This window comes from Halalkalicoccus jeotgali B3 (assembly GCF_000196895.1).
Lineage (GTDB): Archaea > Halobacteriota > Halobacteria > Halobacteriales > Halalkalicoccaceae > Halalkalicoccus > Halalkalicoccus jeotgali.
The window spans coordinates 647,154-662,082 of the sequence record NC_014297.1 but is presented as its reverse complement, the minus strand read 5'-3'; the positions used below and the strand labels follow the sequence as shown (position 1 = coordinate 662,082).

General features: G+C 65.8%; 18 protein-coding genes. 10 read left to right on the top strand and 8 right to left on the bottom strand.

Annotated features, from left to right (window positions below):
* Positions 1-9: 9 nt before the first annotated feature.
* The 3 genes from HACJB3_RS03170 to HACJB3_RS03160 all read right to left on the bottom strand — a co-directional run bounded on the left by HACJB3_RS03170 (position 10) and on the right by HACJB3_RS03160 (position 1,875).
* Positions 10-390, bottom strand: a complete 381-nt coding sequence (locus HACJB3_RS03170) for a hypothetical protein (protein ID WP_008418046.1) — start codon at positions 388-390, stop codon at positions 10-12.
* 118 nt (positions 391-508) lie between these two features.
* Complete coding sequence (locus HACJB3_RS03165; protein ID WP_008418047.1) at positions 509-973, bottom strand: hypothetical protein; 465 nt, start codon at positions 971-973, stop codon at positions 509-511.
* Positions 973-1,875 carry a DUF3100 domain-containing protein gene (locus HACJB3_RS03160; protein WP_008418052.1) on the bottom strand — a complete coding sequence of 301 codons (903 nt, stop codon included), beginning with the start codon at positions 1,873-1,875 and terminating at the stop codon, positions 973-975. The genes HACJB3_RS03165 and HACJB3_RS03160 overlap by 1 nt, the downstream gene beginning before the upstream one ends.
* 105 nt (positions 1,876-1,980) lie before the next feature.
* Here HACJB3_RS03160 and HACJB3_RS18685 point away from each other — a divergent pair, with 105 nt between their 5' ends.
* Complete coding sequence (locus HACJB3_RS18685; RefSeq protein ID WP_008418053.1) at positions 1,981-2,280, top strand: cupin domain-containing protein; 300 nt, start codon at positions 1,981-1,983, stop codon at positions 2,278-2,280.
* Here the strand turns inward: HACJB3_RS18685 and HACJB3_RS03155 are convergent.
* From HACJB3_RS03155 to HACJB3_RS03135, 5 genes are read right to left on the bottom strand one after another with little or no spacing between them, the layout of a single operon-like run.
* A complete protein-coding gene (locus tag HACJB3_RS03155; RefSeq protein WP_008418054.1) occupies positions 2,204-2,890 on the bottom strand; it encodes an ABC transporter ATP-binding protein in 687 nt (228 codons plus the stop codon). The genes HACJB3_RS18685 and HACJB3_RS03155 overlap by 77 nt on opposite strands.
* 5 nt (positions 2,891-2,895) lie before the next feature.
* On the bottom strand, positions 2,896-3,627 hold the full coding sequence (locus HACJB3_RS03150; protein ID WP_008418055.1) for an ABC transporter ATP-binding protein: 732 nt from the start codon (positions 3,625-3,627) through the stop codon (positions 2,896-2,898).
* The gene (locus HACJB3_RS03145; protein ID WP_008418056.1) at positions 3,627-4,676 is read right to left on the bottom strand and encodes an ABC transporter permease subunit; all 1,050 of its coding nucleotides are present in this window, start codon (positions 4,674-4,676) and stop codon (positions 3,627-3,629) included. The genes HACJB3_RS03150 and HACJB3_RS03145 overlap by 1 nt, the downstream gene beginning before the upstream one ends.
* Positions 4,673-5,560 (bottom strand): urea ABC transporter, permease protein UrtB, encoded by an 888-nt coding sequence (gene urtB, locus HACJB3_RS03140; protein WP_008418057.1) that lies wholly within the window; start codon positions 5,558-5,560, stop codon positions 4,673-4,675. The genes HACJB3_RS03145 and urtB overlap by 4 nt, the downstream gene beginning before the upstream one ends.
* The gene (locus tag HACJB3_RS03135) at positions 5,557-6,822 is read right to left on the bottom strand and encodes an urea ABC transporter substrate-binding protein (RefSeq protein WP_008418058.1); all 1,266 of its coding nucleotides are present in this window, start codon (positions 6,820-6,822) and stop codon (positions 5,557-5,559) included. Before HACJB3_RS03135 ends, urtB begins: the two co-directional genes overlap by 4 nt.
* 417 nt (positions 6,823-7,239) lie before the next feature.
* On the opposite strand from HACJB3_RS03135, the gene HACJB3_RS03130 reads away from it, so the two are divergent.
* From HACJB3_RS03130 to gfo6, 9 genes are all read left to right on the top strand, one after another.
* Positions 7,240-7,605 carry an urease subunit beta gene (locus HACJB3_RS03130; protein ID WP_008418060.1) on the top strand — a complete coding sequence of 122 codons (366 nt, stop codon included), beginning with the start codon at positions 7,240-7,242 and terminating at the stop codon, positions 7,603-7,605.
* Positions 7,602-9,314 (top strand): urease subunit alpha, encoded by a 1,713-nt coding sequence (gene ureC, locus HACJB3_RS03125; protein WP_049934251.1) that lies wholly within the window; start codon positions 7,602-7,604, stop codon positions 9,312-9,314. The genes HACJB3_RS03130 and ureC overlap by 4 nt, the downstream gene beginning before the upstream one ends.
* A gap of 23 nt (positions 9,315-9,337) precedes the next feature.
* Positions 9,338-9,661 carry an urease subunit gamma gene (locus tag HACJB3_RS03120; RefSeq protein ID WP_008418063.1) on the top strand — a complete coding sequence of 108 codons (324 nt, stop codon included), beginning with the start codon at positions 9,338-9,340 and terminating at the stop codon, positions 9,659-9,661.
* Positions 9,658-10,284, top strand: coding sequence for an urease accessory protein UreG (ureG, locus tag HACJB3_RS03115; protein WP_008418064.1), 627 nt, complete (start codon positions 9,658-9,660; stop codon positions 10,282-10,284). The genes HACJB3_RS03120 and ureG overlap by 4 nt, the downstream gene beginning before the upstream one ends.
* Positions 10,284-11,174, top strand: a complete 891-nt coding sequence (locus HACJB3_RS03110) for an urease accessory protein UreD (protein ID WP_008418065.1) — start codon at positions 10,284-10,286, stop codon at positions 11,172-11,174. Before ureG ends, HACJB3_RS03110 begins: the two co-directional genes overlap by 1 nt.
* Complete coding sequence (locus HACJB3_RS03105; RefSeq protein ID WP_008418066.1) at positions 11,171-11,686, top strand: urease accessory protein UreE; 516 nt, start codon at positions 11,171-11,173, stop codon at positions 11,684-11,686. The genes HACJB3_RS03110 and HACJB3_RS03105 overlap by 4 nt, the downstream gene beginning before the upstream one ends.
* Positions 11,686-12,375 carry an urease accessory protein UreF gene (locus tag HACJB3_RS03100; RefSeq protein WP_008418067.1) on the top strand — a complete coding sequence of 230 codons (690 nt, stop codon included), beginning with the start codon at positions 11,686-11,688 and terminating at the stop codon, positions 12,373-12,375. Before HACJB3_RS03105 ends, HACJB3_RS03100 begins: the two co-directional genes overlap by 1 nt.
* Before the next feature lie 96 nt (positions 12,376-12,471).
* Positions 12,472-13,731, top strand: a complete 1,260-nt coding sequence (locus HACJB3_RS03095) for a magnesium transporter (RefSeq protein WP_013199371.1) — start codon at positions 12,472-12,474, stop codon at positions 13,729-13,731.
* 122 nt (positions 13,732-13,853) lie between these two features.
* On the top strand, positions 13,854-14,924 hold the full coding sequence (gfo6, locus tag HACJB3_RS03090; RefSeq protein WP_008418071.1) for a D-xylose 1-dehydrogenase Gfo6: 1,071 nt from the start codon (positions 13,854-13,856) through the stop codon (positions 14,922-14,924).
* Positions 14,925-14,929 lie beyond the last annotated feature (5 nt).

The following is a 14,929-nucleotide window of genomic DNA, read 5'->3' as shown; positions in this document are numbered from 1 at the left end:
GCCACCCGCTCAGAGCCAGCCCCGCGTCCGGAGGTAGTTCGCCCCCCAGTCGAAGAAGGCGGCCACCCGACCGGTGTTGTCCGTCCATTCGCGTCGGCACTCCTGGCATCGGTGGCGGACCCACGTCTCGTCTTCTTGGGTCCAGGACGTGACCTTCTCGTGTCCGCAGTACCGACAGCGGTCCGGGACGTCGATGTGTCGCGTCCGGCTGTCCCGGTCGGCGAACTGGACGAGCCCCGTGCGTTTGTCGGTCTGTTTCAGGAGGATCCGACAGGACGGACAGCGCCACTCGATGGGCGCCTCCGACTGGACGGGATGGAGATCACCACACGACGGGCAGGGGAGGTGCGTTCGGTCGGTCCCCGTATTCTCGGGAGCGTCTGTCGCCACGGTCGGCCGAATACGGGTCGGTCGCCCCTAATCCTGTCGGCCGACGGACCACCGAGACGGCGTCGTGACGGACCGGGGTCGCGATCGAACGCCCCTCGGCGATCGCCGACCGAACGGATCAGATGATTCCTTGCCACGACAGGACGAACTGGGCGACGAGCGCGGACCCGAAGAACGTCCCGAAGAAGACGAACACGGCGACGACGACTAGCTTCCAGCTGATCTCTCGCATCCGCCGGACCTGCAGTCCGATCGAGAGACCCGCGTAGGCGAGGATCGGCGTCGTCGTGGCGAGGAACTCTATCCGGTCGGTGAGGTCGAGGACGAACCCTTGAACGGGCGAGAACGGCAGTGCCAGCAGGAAGGCGATCACCATCGCGTACGCGAACGACGGCAGTTCGAGGGGCAGGTAGCGGCCCAAGAGCAACGAGACGAACCCGATCGCGACGACCAGTCCCATCCCCGGCGCAGCCGCGAGCGGCGAGATACCGTAGCCGACGTAGTTGGCCGCGAGCGTGAGTACGCCAACGACGATCAGCATGGCCAGCGAATCGAAGCCGAACTCCCGCTCCGAGAGGGCCATCACTCCTCACCTCCGTCGGAGCCGGTCCCCGCTGCGGTATCGGCCCCGTCGACCAGCCGCGGCGCGAGGAGGCCGTAGAGCGCGTTGATCAGGGGCAAGCCGACGAACAGCACGACGTAGAGCCCTGTCACCCCGGTCAGGAGGTTGCTCGTCGCCGCAAACGAGAGGATCTGATCGCTCGTTACCGCCGTCCCCGGAACGGCCTCTGCAAGCGACGCCGAACAGGCGGTCATCATGCTGGCACTACCCATCCCACACGCCATCGCGAGCGCGAGCGGGTGCAGACCGGTGGCCGTCGCGAACCCGCCGAGCAGGCCGAAGAAGATCGTCCCGAGGACCGTTCCGGTGAGATAGGTCCCCAGCACGCCCCGTCCTTCGGGCGATTCGATCCCGTACTTGTCCGTGACGATCCCGAGGGTGGGCTCGCGGGCGATACTGACTGCACTCCCGATCGCCTCGCGTTTCAGCCCGAGCAAGAGCGCGATCGGAAGCGCGATGAAGATCGTCCCGAGGTTCCCGAGTTCCTGGAGGAGAAAGGCCGGGCCAGCGTCGATCAACGCATCAAAGGAGGGGCCGACCAGCGTCCCGTACTTGACTCCGAGCGGCATGAGGGCGACGATCAATAGCGGGGAGCTGATCACGCTGACCTCCCGCGAGACGATCCGCTTGAGCCGTCCGCTGTACTGTCCGAGCACGCGATAGCTCACCGCGATACCGATGACGACCGCATACAGCATCGGGAGCAAGACGAGCGTCCCAGGTCCCACCGGATACTCGATCGTCCCGATCAGTTCCGCGACGATCACGATCGCCAGCACCGTCAGATGTGTCCGTGCGTGGATCCCCCACCGGCCCGTGAGCCGGATCGGATCCCAGCGACTGTTTTCGGATTCCTCACTCATCGTCACTCTCCGGATCGATTCGGCCGTATATAAGTGACGTAGATCGACTCGACCGGTTCCGACCGGTGGGCGAGCCACACACCCATTCCGTACGAGCAGACGAACATGCTCATCGAGGGGCGTCTCGACTTCCTCGTCGACGACGAGCGAGTCGAACTCGAACCGTACGACACGCTGGTGACCCCCCAGAAATCACCACACCTCGTGCGGGCGCTCGACGGAGAAACGGCGACCCTGTTGGCGTTCTGGCCCTTTCGAGAGGACCGGTTCGAGGGAACGACCTACCAACGCGAGTTCCCCGGGCTCTACTCGCGCTTTACGGGAGGTGTTACACCGCGAGGTGCGAGGCGATCGTCTCGCGTTCGACGGCCGACAGCTCCTCGACGACGCGGCCTTTCTCCATGACGTAACACCGCTGTGCGAGCGCGTCGATCACCGAGAGGTTCTGCTCGACGAACAGCACGGTGGTGCCCAGTTCGTCGCTGATCCGCCCGATCGTCCCGCTCATCTCCGTAACGATCGAGGGCTGGACACCCTCCGAGGGTTCGTCCAATAGGAGGAGGTCGGGGTCGCCTACGAGCGCCCGGCCGACCGCGAGCATCTGCTGTTGGCCGCCGCTCATCGTCCCGGCTTTCTGCTCCCGGCGCTCTCCGAGGATCGGGAAGTAGTCGTAGACCGCGTCATAACGCGGCTCGCCGTCCCCGTTGATCGACTCGCCCATCCGCAGGTTCTCCGCAACGGTCAGGGAGGGAAAGACGTCCCGGCCCTGGGGGATATAGCCCATCCCGCCGCGGGCGCGGGCGTCGGCAGGGTCGTCCGTCACGTCCCGGTCGCCGAAGCGGATCGTCCCGGAGTCGGGTTCGAGGAGTCCGATGACAGTCTTCATCAGCGTGGTCTTTCCCGCGCCGTTCTTCCCGACGACGCCGACGACCTCGCCCTCGCCGACCGTGAGATCGACCCCGCGGAGGACGGGCGTCGAGTCGTAGGAGGCGTGTACGTCCTCGATCGCGAGCATCGCGATCAGACCTCCTCCCCGAGATAGACCTCCCGGACCGTCGGATCGTTCGCGACCGATTCCATCTCGCCCTCGGTGAGGATCGCCCCCTGGTGGAGGACCGTCACGCGCTCGGCGAGCGCGCGCACGAACGCCATGTCGTGTTCGATCACGAGCAGGGCGATTCCCCGCGATTCGTTGAGGTCGATCAACAGCTCGACGATCCGGTCGGTCTCCTCGACCGAGAGGCCCGCGACCGGTTCGTCGAGCAACAGGAGCGAGGGGTCGAGCGCACTGGCGATGGCGATCTCGAGGCGCTGTTTCTGCCCGTGGGAGAGTGCGCTGGCGTCCATCTCGGCTTCCTCGACGAGATCGAACCGGGCCAGCGACTCGTCGATCGCTTCCTCGAGACCGTCTCCCGACCGTCGACGCTGGAGGGCGAGCCGGAGGTTCTCGCGGGTGCTGAACGCCCCGTAGACGCTCGGTACCTGGAACTTCACACTCAACCCCCGATCGACCCGCTCGTGGGGCGCGAGCCCATCGATCTCCTCGCCGGCAAAACGGATCGAACCCGCCGTCGGGTCGAGTTGGCCGGTGAGCAACGACAGCAGCGTCGACTTGCCCGCGCCGTTGGGTCCGATCAGACACCGCCGCTCGCCGGGCGAGACGGTGAGCGAAACGTCGTCGGTCGCCGTGAGTCCGCCGAACTCCTTTCGGAGCCCGTCGGTCGCGAGCAGGGGTTCGGGTCCGGCGGCCATCAGTCGGCCACCTCCTCGCGGCCGCGGGCGGCCGGACGGTTCGTTCGCTCGCCGAGCCAGTCGGCCACGGCAGGTGCGACGCCCTCGGGCAGCCAGAGGATCGTCACCAGCAACAGCCCGCCGACGACCACCAGCGCGTACTCGTTGCCGGTGATCGAGAGCTGCTGGGAGAACCACTCGACGGCGTAGGTCGCGCCGATCGCGCCCAGCAGCGAGTCCCGGCCGCCGACGCTGACCCACACCACCGGCAGGGCGGCGAAGGTGATGCCGAAGACGGCGGGGTTCATGTAGTTGCCCCAGGAGGCGTACAGCACGCCCGAGAGGCCCGCGAGCGTGCCGCCGAGCGTGAACACGAGCAGTTTAATCCGTTTCGTATCGTAGCCGAGCAGTTCGGTCCGCTCTTCGTCCTCGCGGACCGCGACCATCGCCCGGCCGAAGTCGCTGTTGACCAGCGCGCGCAGCCCGAGGTACGTCCCGAGGAGCGCGAGAAGCACCACGTAATAGAAGGCCGTGTCGATCAGTTCGACCCCGCCGACCGCGAGGTTGGGGATGTTCGTCATCCCGTCGAACCCGCCCAGTGCGGCCTCGCCGATCGCCCACTCGCTGCCGGCGGTCTGGCCCATAAACGTGTGGATCACGAGCGCGACGACCAGCGTCATGATCGTCACGTAGACGTCCCGAACCCCGCCGTAGAACATAAAATAACCCAGCACGAACGCAAACAGCGTCGCGACCCCGATACCCGCGAGCAGGCCGAGCGTCGGGCCGATCCCGCCCGTGAGGTTGATCCCGACGATCCCGAAGGTGTAGCCCCCGATTCCGAAGAAGGCGACCTGCCCGAAGCTGAGGATCCCGCAGTAGCCCCAAATCACACAGAGGCTGAGGCCGAGAATCGCATAGAGGAGAAACAGCGCGGCGTTGGCGACCGCGTACGTCGAGGCCACCAGCGGGTAGCCAAGAAGCGCGAACACCGCGAGCCCGAAGCCCGCCCAGAATCGGTCGGAGGTCCCGCGGGTGTTGGGGCCGTCGAGGACAGTTCTGAGACTCATTGGCCGCCCTCCGCGCGCTTCGCACGCCACGAGTCGATCAGGCCGGTGATACCCTCCGGGAGCAGGCGGATCGCGAGGATCGCCGCGAGCAGCATCGCGACTTGGCCGATGAACGTGCCTGCGAGGTTGGTGAAGGTGGCGTTCACCACTCCGAGGAAACCACCTGCAAGCGAGGTGCCCACGAGCACCGAGGAACCGCCGACGACGACGGTGACGAACGCCTCGACGAGAAAGGACGCGCCGAGTTCGGGCGTCATCGTGATCGTCGGGGCGTACAGCGCCCCCGTCAGTCCGGCGAGCGCCGAGCCCAGGCCGAAGGTTCCGAGATAGATCCGGTCGGTATCGATGCCCATGCTCCGTGCCGTGGGTTCGTCCTCCATCGTCGCGCGGGCTTGTGTTCCGAACTCGGTGTACATGAACAGCCAGTACAGTCCACCGAGGACCGCGACGGCGATGCCCGCGAGGGCGACCCGGTAGGCCGAGTACGAGAACGCTCCATATGAGATGCTTCCCAGCGGCGTCCCGACTTGGGACAGCGTGTTGCCGAAGACGATCCGTGCGAGCTGGATCGAGAGGAGGCTCAGGCCCCACGTGGCGACCATCGAGTCCAGCGGCCGGTGATAGAGCCGTCTCATCACCGTTCGTTCGAGGACGAGCCCGAAGACGGTGGTCGCGAGGACGCCGACGCCCATCGCTAGTGCGAGCGGGAGGCCCGCCCCATACGAGAGGGTCGTCCCATAGGCCCCGACGAGGATGAACTCGCCGTGTGCGAGGTTGATGATGCCCATCATGCCGAAGATGACCGCCAAGCCGACGGTCGCGAGCACGATGAAGGCGAAGCTATCCAGGAACTGGAACAACAGGTTGAGCGTGTCGTATATCATAGGTCGTAGACCTCCGCGGGGAGGTACTGGGTCGTCTCGGGGTCGTCGGGCAGCGAACAGCCCACTTCCTGGAGGAAGCCCGCGCCGATGTACTGCTCGTTGCCGAAGCTCAGGTCGTGATTCGAGTCGGCATGCCCGATTCGCATGTGGTGGTTCATGTGGTGGGTGTCGCCGTCGAGTTCGATCGTGCCTTCCGGGGCCTCAATCTCGACGCCCTTTTCTAATTCCTCGATCACCGCCTCCTGATCGGTCGTCCCGGCGCGTTCTGCGGCCTCGGCGTACATGTGGATCGAGAAGTAGTTGTTCTGGGCCTCCTGGTTGAGGTAGGGCGCGTCGGGCCACCGGTCGTAAAAGCGCTCGACGAACGCGTTGCTGGCCTCGGTGTCGACCTCCTCCATGTAGTTGACCCCAACATACATATCAGCGAGTGCGGGCGGGTTCAGCCGACGATGCTCGTAGCCCTGGGCCATCGTCGTCGAACTCCCAATCGGTATGTCGAGTCCGGCGGAGGCGCGCTGGTTGTAAAACGAGGTGTGGTTCTGGCCGACCAGCATCGACATCACGAAGTCCGGGTCCGCCTCCTGGATCCTGTTTATCGTCGAGCCGAACTGCGAGACGTCCAGCGGGATGAACTCCTCGCCGATCACTTCCCCACCGTTCTCCTCGGCGAGGATCCGCACCCAGTCCCCGGAGATCTGCCCGAAGTTGTAATCGGCGGCGATGGTGTAGATCCGTGGGCCGTACTCCTCGATCAGATGAGGGACGACCGCACCGAGTTGCTGACGGGCGGTCGCGCCCACCGGGAAGATCGTACTGTCACACACGCCGCCCTCGTACTGGGTGGTGTAAAAATACAGCTGCTCGTACTGATTGATCAGCGGCCGGATCGTCTCGCGGGCGGCACTCGAATAGCCCGCCCACAGCGCGTCGACCTTCTCGCGCTGGATCAGCCGTCGAGTCAGCTCCTGATAGCGCTGGTTGTCCGACTGCGGGTCGGGATCGAACAGCTCGATCTCCTTGCCGAGGATACCGCCCGACTCGTTTAGCTCCTCGATCGCCAACACGCTCGTCTGCCACTTCGAGGTGCCGTTGAGCGCGAATCCCCCCGATCGGTCCTCCAATACTCCGATCCTGACGACGTCCTCGCTCGGCTCGGCGCTGCCAGTGCAGCCCGCCGTCGCGGCGATCCCCGCCGCTCCCGCCGCGAGAAAGGCTCGACGGGTCGACGAACGACCAGTTGAGAGCGGATTACTCGTCGTCATTTGATCTAAAATCTCTTACTAGTGGTTGTCCGTCCATTCGTTGTTGACGTCAGTCGGTTCCGATCCATCTACAAAAAGGTTCCCTACGATCCCCTTTCCGTTCATTAACTCGGCTATATTGTATAATGCACCCCTAATGTTCGGAAATTAACCAGATGTTCGTCCAGAAGCGGTCGTTCTCCGGGTCGGAAAACCGGTCTTCGAATCGGACCCGGTACGGAACGATCATCACCGGTAGACGAACGTCCACGACGGGCTATCCGGGAGTTCTTTATCCGAACGTACGTCATATATTCGATCCAATATAGTCGATATCAGTTAGTTCTTCGGAGTAGACTGGACAAATATTTCTTCGACGGCAACGGATATACCGGACCTCCGAAAAGGAGTGGACATGACCGAACGACGGAGGGGAAGATGAACCCGGGCGAGTTACTGCCGGCCGACGGGACGGTTCGGATCAACGAGGGTCGTGAGACGGCGAACGTCGCCGTCGAGAACACGGGCGATCGGCCCGTGCAGGTCGGCTCGCACGTTCACTTCTTCGAGGTCAACCCCGCACTGGCGTTCGATCGGGAGGCGAGCTATGGAATGCGCCTAGACGTTCCTGCGGGCACCGCGACCCGGTTCGAGCCGGGCGACCGCCAGGAAGTCGATCTGGTGGCGATCGGCGGGGATCGAGTGATCTACGGGATGCACGGGCTCGTCGACGGTGATCTCGATGTGGAACAAGCGGGCGCACTCGAACGTGCCCGCGAGAGCGGCTTCGGCGGGGCGGACTGATGCGGGAGATCGACCGCGACCGGTACGCCCGGCTGTACGGGCCCACGGAGGGCGACCGCCTGCGACTCGCGGACACCGACCTGATCGCCGAGGTCGAGCGCGATCACACGGCGAAGGGTGACGAGAGCGTCTTCGGCGGCGGAAAGACCCTGCGGGACGGCATGGGGATGACCTCGGGCGTCACGAGCGCCGAGGGCGCCCTCGACTGGGTGCTGACCAACGTCACCGTGATCGACCCCGTACTGGGCATCGAGAAGGGCGATCTGGGGATCAAGGACGGACGTACCGTCGGCCTCGGCTCCGCGGGCAACCCCGAGACGATGGACGGCGTCGACGAGGAGCTGATCGTCGGCCCGAGCACCGACGCGATCCCCGGCGAGGGCCTGATCGCCACCCCCGGCGGGATCGACGTCCACGTCCACTTCAACACGCCGCAACTCGCTGACCACGCCATCGCAAGCGGGATCACGACGATGATGGGCGGGGGCTTCGGCGGCGGGGCGACCACCGCGACCCCCGGCCCTCGAAACATCGAGATGCTGTTGCGGGCCGCCGACGAGTGGCCCGTCAACGTCGGCGTCTACGGGAAGGGATCCTCGAGTCGGCCCGAGCCCCTCAGAGAGCAGGTCGAGGCCGGCGCCTGCGGAATGAAGGTTCACGAGGATTGGGGAGCGACCCCCGCCGCGATCGATACCTGCCTCTCGGTCGCCGAGGAGACCGACGTGCAGGTCTGTCTTCACACCGACACTCTCAACGAGTCGGGCTTCGTCGAGGAAACCTTCGACGCAATCGACGGGCGGACGATCCACACCTTCCACATCGAGGGCGCCGGCGGGGGCCACGCGCCGGACGTCCTCGAGCTCGTGGGCCATCCCCACATGCTGCCCTCCTCGACGAACCCCTCGATGCCGTTTACCACCAACACGTTCGACGAGCACCTCGATATGGTGATGGTCTGTCATCACCTCAACCCGGACGTCCCCGAGGACGTCGCCTTCGCCGAGTCGCGCATCCGCGCGGAGACGCTCGGCGCCGAGGACGTCTTGCACGATCGCGGCGCGATCAGCATGATGGCGACCGACTCGATGGCGATGGGTCGCCAGGCCGAGCTGATCTCTCGCACCTGGCAGACTGCCGATAAGATGAAGCGCCAGCGCGGGCCCCTGTCCGCCGACGAGGGAAGCGACAACGACAACGCCCGTATCCTCCGGTATATCGCCAAATACACCATCAATCCCGCGATCACGGCGGGGATCAGCTCCCATGTGGGATCGCTCGAACCCGGCAAGCTCGCAGACGTCGCGCTCTGGAAGCCCGCGTTCTTCGGGATCAAACCCGAATGGGTTCTGAAAGGTGGGTATCCCGCCTCGGCGAACATGGGCGAGGCCAACGGCTCGCTGATGACCTGCGAGCCCAAACGCCAGCGCCCCTGGTTCGGTGCGGAGGGAACGGCCCGTCACGCCACCAGCATGACGTTCGTCAGCGGTGCGGCCGCCGAGGCCGGCGTCGGCGACGAATACGGCCTCCAGTCGGAGGTCGTTCCAGTAGAAGACACCCGCCCACTCTCGAAGGAGGACATGGTGCACAACACGTACTGTCCCGACGATCTCGAGGTCGATTCGGAGACCTTCGAGGTGTTCATCGGCGGCGAGCCGGTGACCGCCGAGCCCGCCGAGGAACTGCCCCTGACCCAGCGCTACCTGCTCTAACGCCACCACCCACTCACCCTATCATGAACCTAACACCCAAAGAAGAAGAACGCCTCACGCTGTTCAACGTCGCACAGATGGCACGCCGTCGCAAGGACCGCGGCGTGCCGCTCAACCACCCCGAATCCGTCGCTTACATCGCCGACTGGGTCTGTGAGGGCGCCCGCGAGGGCAAACGCGTCGCCGAATTGCGCTCGGAGGCGACCCAGTTGCTCACCCGTGAGGACGTCATGGAGGGCGTCCCGTCGATGATCGACATGGTGCAAGTCGAGCCCGTCTTCCCCGACGGGACGAAGCTCGTGACCGTCCACGACCCCATTCGGCTCGAAGGAGGTGAGGACGAATGAGCAGCGGACCGACCCACCGGGACGTACCCACTGTGGGAATCGGCGGCCCCGTCGGCTCGGGGAAGACGGCGCTGATCAAACGGCTCGTTCCCCGACTCCGCGAGGCGGGTCTGGAGATCGGTGTGATCGCAAACGACATCCTCACCCAGGAGGACGCAGAGCAGTTCAAACGGGCCTTTGCGGACGACCTCCCCGAGGATCTCGTCGTCGGCGTCGAGACCGGCGCGTGTCCACACACCGGGATCAGGGAGGACCCCTCGATGAACCTCGCGGCGATCGACTCGTTCCTCGAAGCGTATCCCGACCTCGATCTCGTGGTGCTGGAAAGCGGCGGGGACAACCTCGCGGCGACGTTCAACCCCGAGCTCGCCGATTACTACGCCTTCGTCATCTCGACGGCAGAGGGAGACGATATCCCCCGGAAACGTGGCCCGGGCGTCGTCGAGGCCGACCTGCTCGTGATCAACAAGACCGACCTCGCAGAACACGTCGGGGCGGATCTGGACGTGATGCGGACCGACGCCGCCGACGTGCGCGAGGGACCCTCGCTGTTTACGAACTGCAAGACCGGCGACGGGATCGACGAGGTGGTGGCGGACATCGAACAGCGGGTGCTCTTTTGATGACCCGGTCGGTGCCCGCCGCCTTCGAGGGATATGCCGCCGAGGAGCTTCCGACCCCGGCCGGTTCGCCCGGCAAGGACGGCCGCCTCGAACTCACGCTCGCGCCCGATACCGAGGGCGTGACGCGAGCGGTCCACGAGTACGTCGAGGTGCCCTTCCACCTCACCCGCGGGTTGTATCACGACCCCGTTCCGGGGCTTCTCACCCGCTGTATCCAGACGCCGACCGGCGGGGTCGCACAGGGGGATCGCCATCGGACCGAGGTCGTCGCGAAACAGGGTACAAAGGCCCACGTCACCGCCCAGAGTGCGACGAAAGTCCAGTCGATGACCCGGAACTACGCCCGACTCGCGGTCGACCTCGAAGTCGAGGAGGGGGCGTACCTCGAGTACCTGCCCGAGCCGGTGATCCTCCACGAGGGGACCCGGTGTCTGCAGACGGCCGACGTGACGCTTCACGAGGGCGGAACGCTCCTGTTCTCGGACGTCGTCGTCCCCGGTCGCTTGGCGCGCGGTGAGTGCTTCGCGTACGACCGCTATCGCTCCAGACTGTGCGTCGATGCGCCGGACGGAACGCCGCTCGTGTACGACGCGCTCGATCTCGCACCCGACGAGCGCTCGCCCCAGTCGCCGGGCGTCCTCGGCGAGTTCGCAGTGGTGGGGACCCTCTACGCACTCGGGGTCGAGGACCCCGATGCGATAACGGACCGGATCCACGACCGACTCGACAGCGAGGCCCACGCGGGTGTGAGCCTCGCTCCCGGCGACCGAGGCGTGATCGTCCGCGCGCTCGGTGAGCGCCGAGCCCCGGTGACCGACGCACTCCGGGAGGCCTGGGCCGCCATCCGGGAGTCGCATCTAGGAGCACGGATCCCGGAGGGCCGGCCGTGATCGTCGTCCGCGAGACACTCGGCACCGTCGAGGAACTGGCCGGGAAACGAGAGCACCACGAGGAGCGAGGAACCCTCGAACGGATCACCGTCGACGAGCGCGAGCGGAACCGCTCGCGGTTCAAGACCGAACTCGAAGACGGCACCGAACTGGGGATCGTCCTCGGGGATCACGAGCTCTCGCCGGGGGACGTCCTCGTCGCGGACGACGAGCGAATGGTCGTCGTCGAGTTCGAGCGTCGGGAGGTGCTCGTGGTCTCGGTCCCCGAGATGAACTGGAAGGAGGCGCTCGAACTGGGTCACCACATGGGCAACCAACACTGGGAACTCGCGGTCCGCGGCGACGAACTGCTGGTCCCGATCGTCGGCGAGCGCCGGCTGATGGAGCGAACCCTCCGCGAGGAGCTGTCCGAGGGCGCGACGATCGGGACCGAGGCGGTCGACCCGGCGCTGTTCGACGACGCGACGGCAGACCACGACCACGCGCACGGCCATCCCCACGGTGAGCACTGATGGGCGGGACGGACGACGGCGGCCTACTTTCGGCGCTCAGGCTCGCCGACTCGTTTCTGCCGGTTGGCTCCTATACCCTCTCGTACGGCCTCGAAACGTTCGTCGAGGAGGACCGGGTCGCGGACGCCGACGATCTGCGGGGGCTGCTGGCGGACTACCTTCGCGGGCAGGTCGGTCCCTGTGACATGGTCGCGCTCTCTGTGGCCCACCGAGCGGCCCGCGAGGGGGACCGAGAGCGCCTCGCACGGATTGACGATCGACTGCACGCGACGCTGCTCGCACGCGAGTTCCGCGAGAGTTCGCTGACGTCGGGCAAACGGTTGCTTGACGTCGTCGCCGGGGAACGCGCGTTCGTCGACGAGTACGCGGCCCAAGTCGGGGACTCGGTTCGCGGTCACTTTCCGACCGCACTCGGCGTCGTGACCGCGAGAAAAGGGCTCTCCGAGCGTGAAGCCCGACTCGTCTGTGGGTACGCCTTCGTCACCGGCCTGTTGGGGGCGGCCCAGCGCCTCCTCCGGCTGGGCCACAGCGAGGTTCAGCGCGTCCTCCATGGCCTCTTTCCGGTCATCGAGGATGTCGAGCGCGAGGCGGCGGGCCGGGGTCTGGAGGCGCTTCGCTCGTGTACGCCGCTGATCGACGTACAGGGAATGTGCCACGAACGGGCCGACCGTCGGCTGTTCGTCAGTTGAGCGCCGACGCGGCGCTGATCGGGCGGGCCCGCGATGGTGCTCCCGTCACGCCGGGATCGTAGCACCTTCTTACTCGTCGTGATAACGGGTCAGATCATGGCGGATACAGCCGAGGTTCAACTGGCATTATCGACGGCACCGTCGCCGGGAGAGCGGTTTCGGACCCTCCCGTGGTCGCGCCAACGGGAGGTGTTCTTCCAGTTGTCCCATCCGACCCAAGCGGACATCGTCGCGGACCTGAGTCGCCAGCAGCTCCACCGGTTCGTCCGTCGCCTCGATCCGGACGAGGCGACCGACGTCCTCGCGCTGACCGACGAGAGGCCTCGGGAGGCGATCCTCCGCCGCCTCGACGAGGATCGGCGCCGAAACATCGAGTTTCTCCTCGAGTTCGACCCCGAGAGCGCGGCGGGGATCATGCATATCGACTACGTCACGGTCGACAGCCACAGCAGTTTCGCGGACGTGACCCGACGGGTCCGTCGCTACGAGGACCGGACGGATCGGTTCCCGACGATCCTCGTGACCGAAAACGGGCGACTGATCGGCGAGTTGCCCGGCCAGGCGCTCGCGATGGACACCGGCGATTCGGAGGCCATCACCGACTACGTCCAGGAGACGCCGACCGCCGGGTTCGACGACGACCGGGAGGACGTCCTCGAAGTCTTCCGTGCGAACCCCGAGAGCACGGTGGCGGTCCTCGATCAGGAGGACGATGGGGAGACGGTCATCGGGGTTATCGACGCCGAGGACGTCCTCCGGATCGTCGAGGAGGAGGCGAACAGGACCCTCTACGAGTTTACGGGCGTCGTCGAGGAGGAAAGCGTCCTCGATGGCGCGCTCTCGAAGGTCCGCAATCGGTACAAATGGCTCATCGTCAACCTCGGGACGGCGTTTCTGGCCGCGGCCGTCGTCGGGCTGTTCGAGGAAACGATCGCCGCGTTCACGCTGCTTGCCGTCTACATGCCGGTCGTGGCCGGAATGGGCGGCAACGCGGGAACGCAGTCGATGGCCGTAACGGTACGCGGACTCGCCCTGGAGCAGGTCTCGCTGTCGACCGGCGGGCGGGCGGTCCTCAACGAGATCCTCGCCGGCGGGGCCAACGGGGCGATCACCGGTGTGCTGGTCGCGGCGATCGCGACAGTGTTCAATCAGAGCCCGCTGTTGGGCCTCGTTCTGGGCACCTCGATGGTGTTGAACCTCGTGATCGCCGGGTTCTTCGGGACGGTCATCCCGCTGGTGCTCGATCGCCTCGAGGTCGACCCGGCGACCTCCGCGACGATCTTCATCACGACCGCGACGGACGTGCTCGGGTTTTTCATCTTCCTCGGGTTGGCGCGGGCGATCCTCGGCGTCTGAACGGGGAGACGAACCGGTTCGTTCCCGCGAGAATCGAGATCCTCGGAACCGTCGGCCCGCGGGCGGGTGCCAATCCGTCCGAAGACCCGAGCGTTTTACTCCCACGGCCGGTAGTACGACCAATGCTCGACTGGATCGACTCCTACGAGGACCGCGAGTGGCAGACGACGACCGAGGGGACGGTGAGATACGCCCTGATCGGGCTCGGCTGGTGGACGATCGACGTCGCCCTGCCGGCAATCGAGTCCTCCGACCTCGGGGAGGTGACAACGTTCGTGAGCAGTTCGACCGAGAAGGCAGAGCGACTCGCCGAGGACAACGGCGTGGTCCACGGCATCAGCTACGAGGAGTTCCACGACGGCGCGAAACATGAGACGTACGACGCCGTCTACGTCGGGACGCCCAATGCCTATCATCTGGAGTACGTCGAGACGGCCGCCGGGCTGGACAAGGCGATCCTCTGTGAGAAACCCATGGAAAGCACCGTCGAGCGCGCCGAGCGGATGGTCGAGACGTGTGAGGACGCCGACGTCCCCCTGATGATCGCCTACCGGATGCACACCGAGCCCGCCGTCCAGCGCGCGAAGGAACTGATCTCTGAGGGCTTTCTCGGCGAGCCGGTGTCGGTCCACGGCCACAACAGCCAGCGACTACTGGAGATGATCCCCGATCACGATCAGTGGCGTCTCGACCCTGACCTGTCGGGGTACGGTACCTCGGTGATGGATCTGGGCATCTACTCGATCAACACCGCCCGCTACCTGCTCGATCGGGATCCCGTCGCCGTCCGCTCGGAGATGAGTTCCCACCACGAGGCTTTCGGGGACGTCCCCGACGAGCGCTCCTCTGCCCTGCTCGTCCTCGAAGACGACGTGAAGATGGTCACGACCGCGAGCCAGCGCGCTTACACGGACACCGAGTTGAAGATCACCGGCACGGAGGGCCAGATCGAACTCCAGCCGGCGTTCCACGGGGAGGTGACCCTCCGGCTCTCGCGAAACGACCTGCAGGTGCAGGTCGACCACGAGACCTTCGACGCCGAAGAGGAGATGCGTGAGGAGTTCGACTACTTCGCCGATCGGGTCCTGACCGGAGAGGACATCCGCCCCGACGGGCGCCACGGGCTCGAGGACATGCGCATCATCCGGGCGATCCACGAGGCCGCCGAGGGCGGCGACGTCGTCGAACTGTAGGACGC

Bases quoted from the DNA above. Each gene is read 5' to 3' on its own strand.
- HACJB3_RS03165 (WP_008418047.1), bottom strand. From the start codon at position 973: ATGGCCCTCTCGGAGCGGGAGTTCGGCTTCGATTCGCTGGCCATGCTG.
- urtB (WP_008418057.1), bottom strand. From the start codon at position 5,560: ATGATATACGACACGCTCAACCTGTTGTTCCAGTTCCTGGATAGCTTC.
- HACJB3_RS18685 (WP_008418053.1), top strand. From the start codon at position 1,981: ATGCTCATCGAGGGGCGTCTCGACTTCCTCGTCGACGACGAGCGAGTC.
- HACJB3_RS03100 (WP_008418067.1), top strand. From the start codon at position 11,686: ATGGGCGGGACGGACGACGGCGGCCTACTTTCGGCGCTCAGGCTCGCC.
- HACJB3_RS03145 (WP_008418056.1), bottom strand. From the start codon at position 4,676: ATGAGTCTCAGAACTGTCCTCGACGGCCCCAACACCCGCGGGACCTCC.
- HACJB3_RS03110 (WP_008418065.1), top strand. From the start codon at position 10,284: ATGACCCGGTCGGTGCCCGCCGCCTTCGAGGGATATGCCGCCGAGGAG.
- HACJB3_RS03150 (WP_008418055.1), bottom strand. From the start codon at position 3,627: ATGGCCGCCGGACCCGAACCCCTGCTCGCGACCGACGGGCTCCGAAAG.
- gfo6 (WP_008418071.1), top strand. From the start codon at position 13,854: ATGCTCGACTGGATCGACTCCTACGAGGACCGCGAGTGGCAGACGACG.
- HACJB3_RS03135 (WP_008418058.1), bottom strand. From the start codon at position 6,822: ATGACGACGAGTAATCCGCTCTCAACTGGTCGTTCGTCGACCCGTCGA.
- HACJB3_RS03095 (WP_013199371.1), top strand. From the start codon at position 12,472: ATGGCGGATACAGCCGAGGTTCAACTGGCATTATCGACGGCACCGTCG.
- HACJB3_RS03160 (WP_008418052.1), bottom strand. From the start codon at position 1,875: ATGAGTGAGGAATCCGAAAACAGTCGCTGGGATCCGATCCGGCTCACG.
- HACJB3_RS03155 (WP_008418054.1), bottom strand. From the start codon at position 2,890: ATGCTCGCGATCGAGGACGTACACGCCTCCTACGACTCGACGCCCGTC.
- ureG (WP_008418064.1), top strand. From the start codon at position 9,658: ATGAGCAGCGGACCGACCCACCGGGACGTACCCACTGTGGGAATCGGC.
- HACJB3_RS03130 (WP_008418060.1), top strand. From the start codon at position 7,240: ATGAACCCGGGCGAGTTACTGCCGGCCGACGGGACGGTTCGGATCAAC.
- HACJB3_RS03120 (WP_008418063.1), top strand. From the start codon at position 9,338: ATGAACCTAACACCCAAAGAAGAAGAACGCCTCACGCTGTTCAACGTC.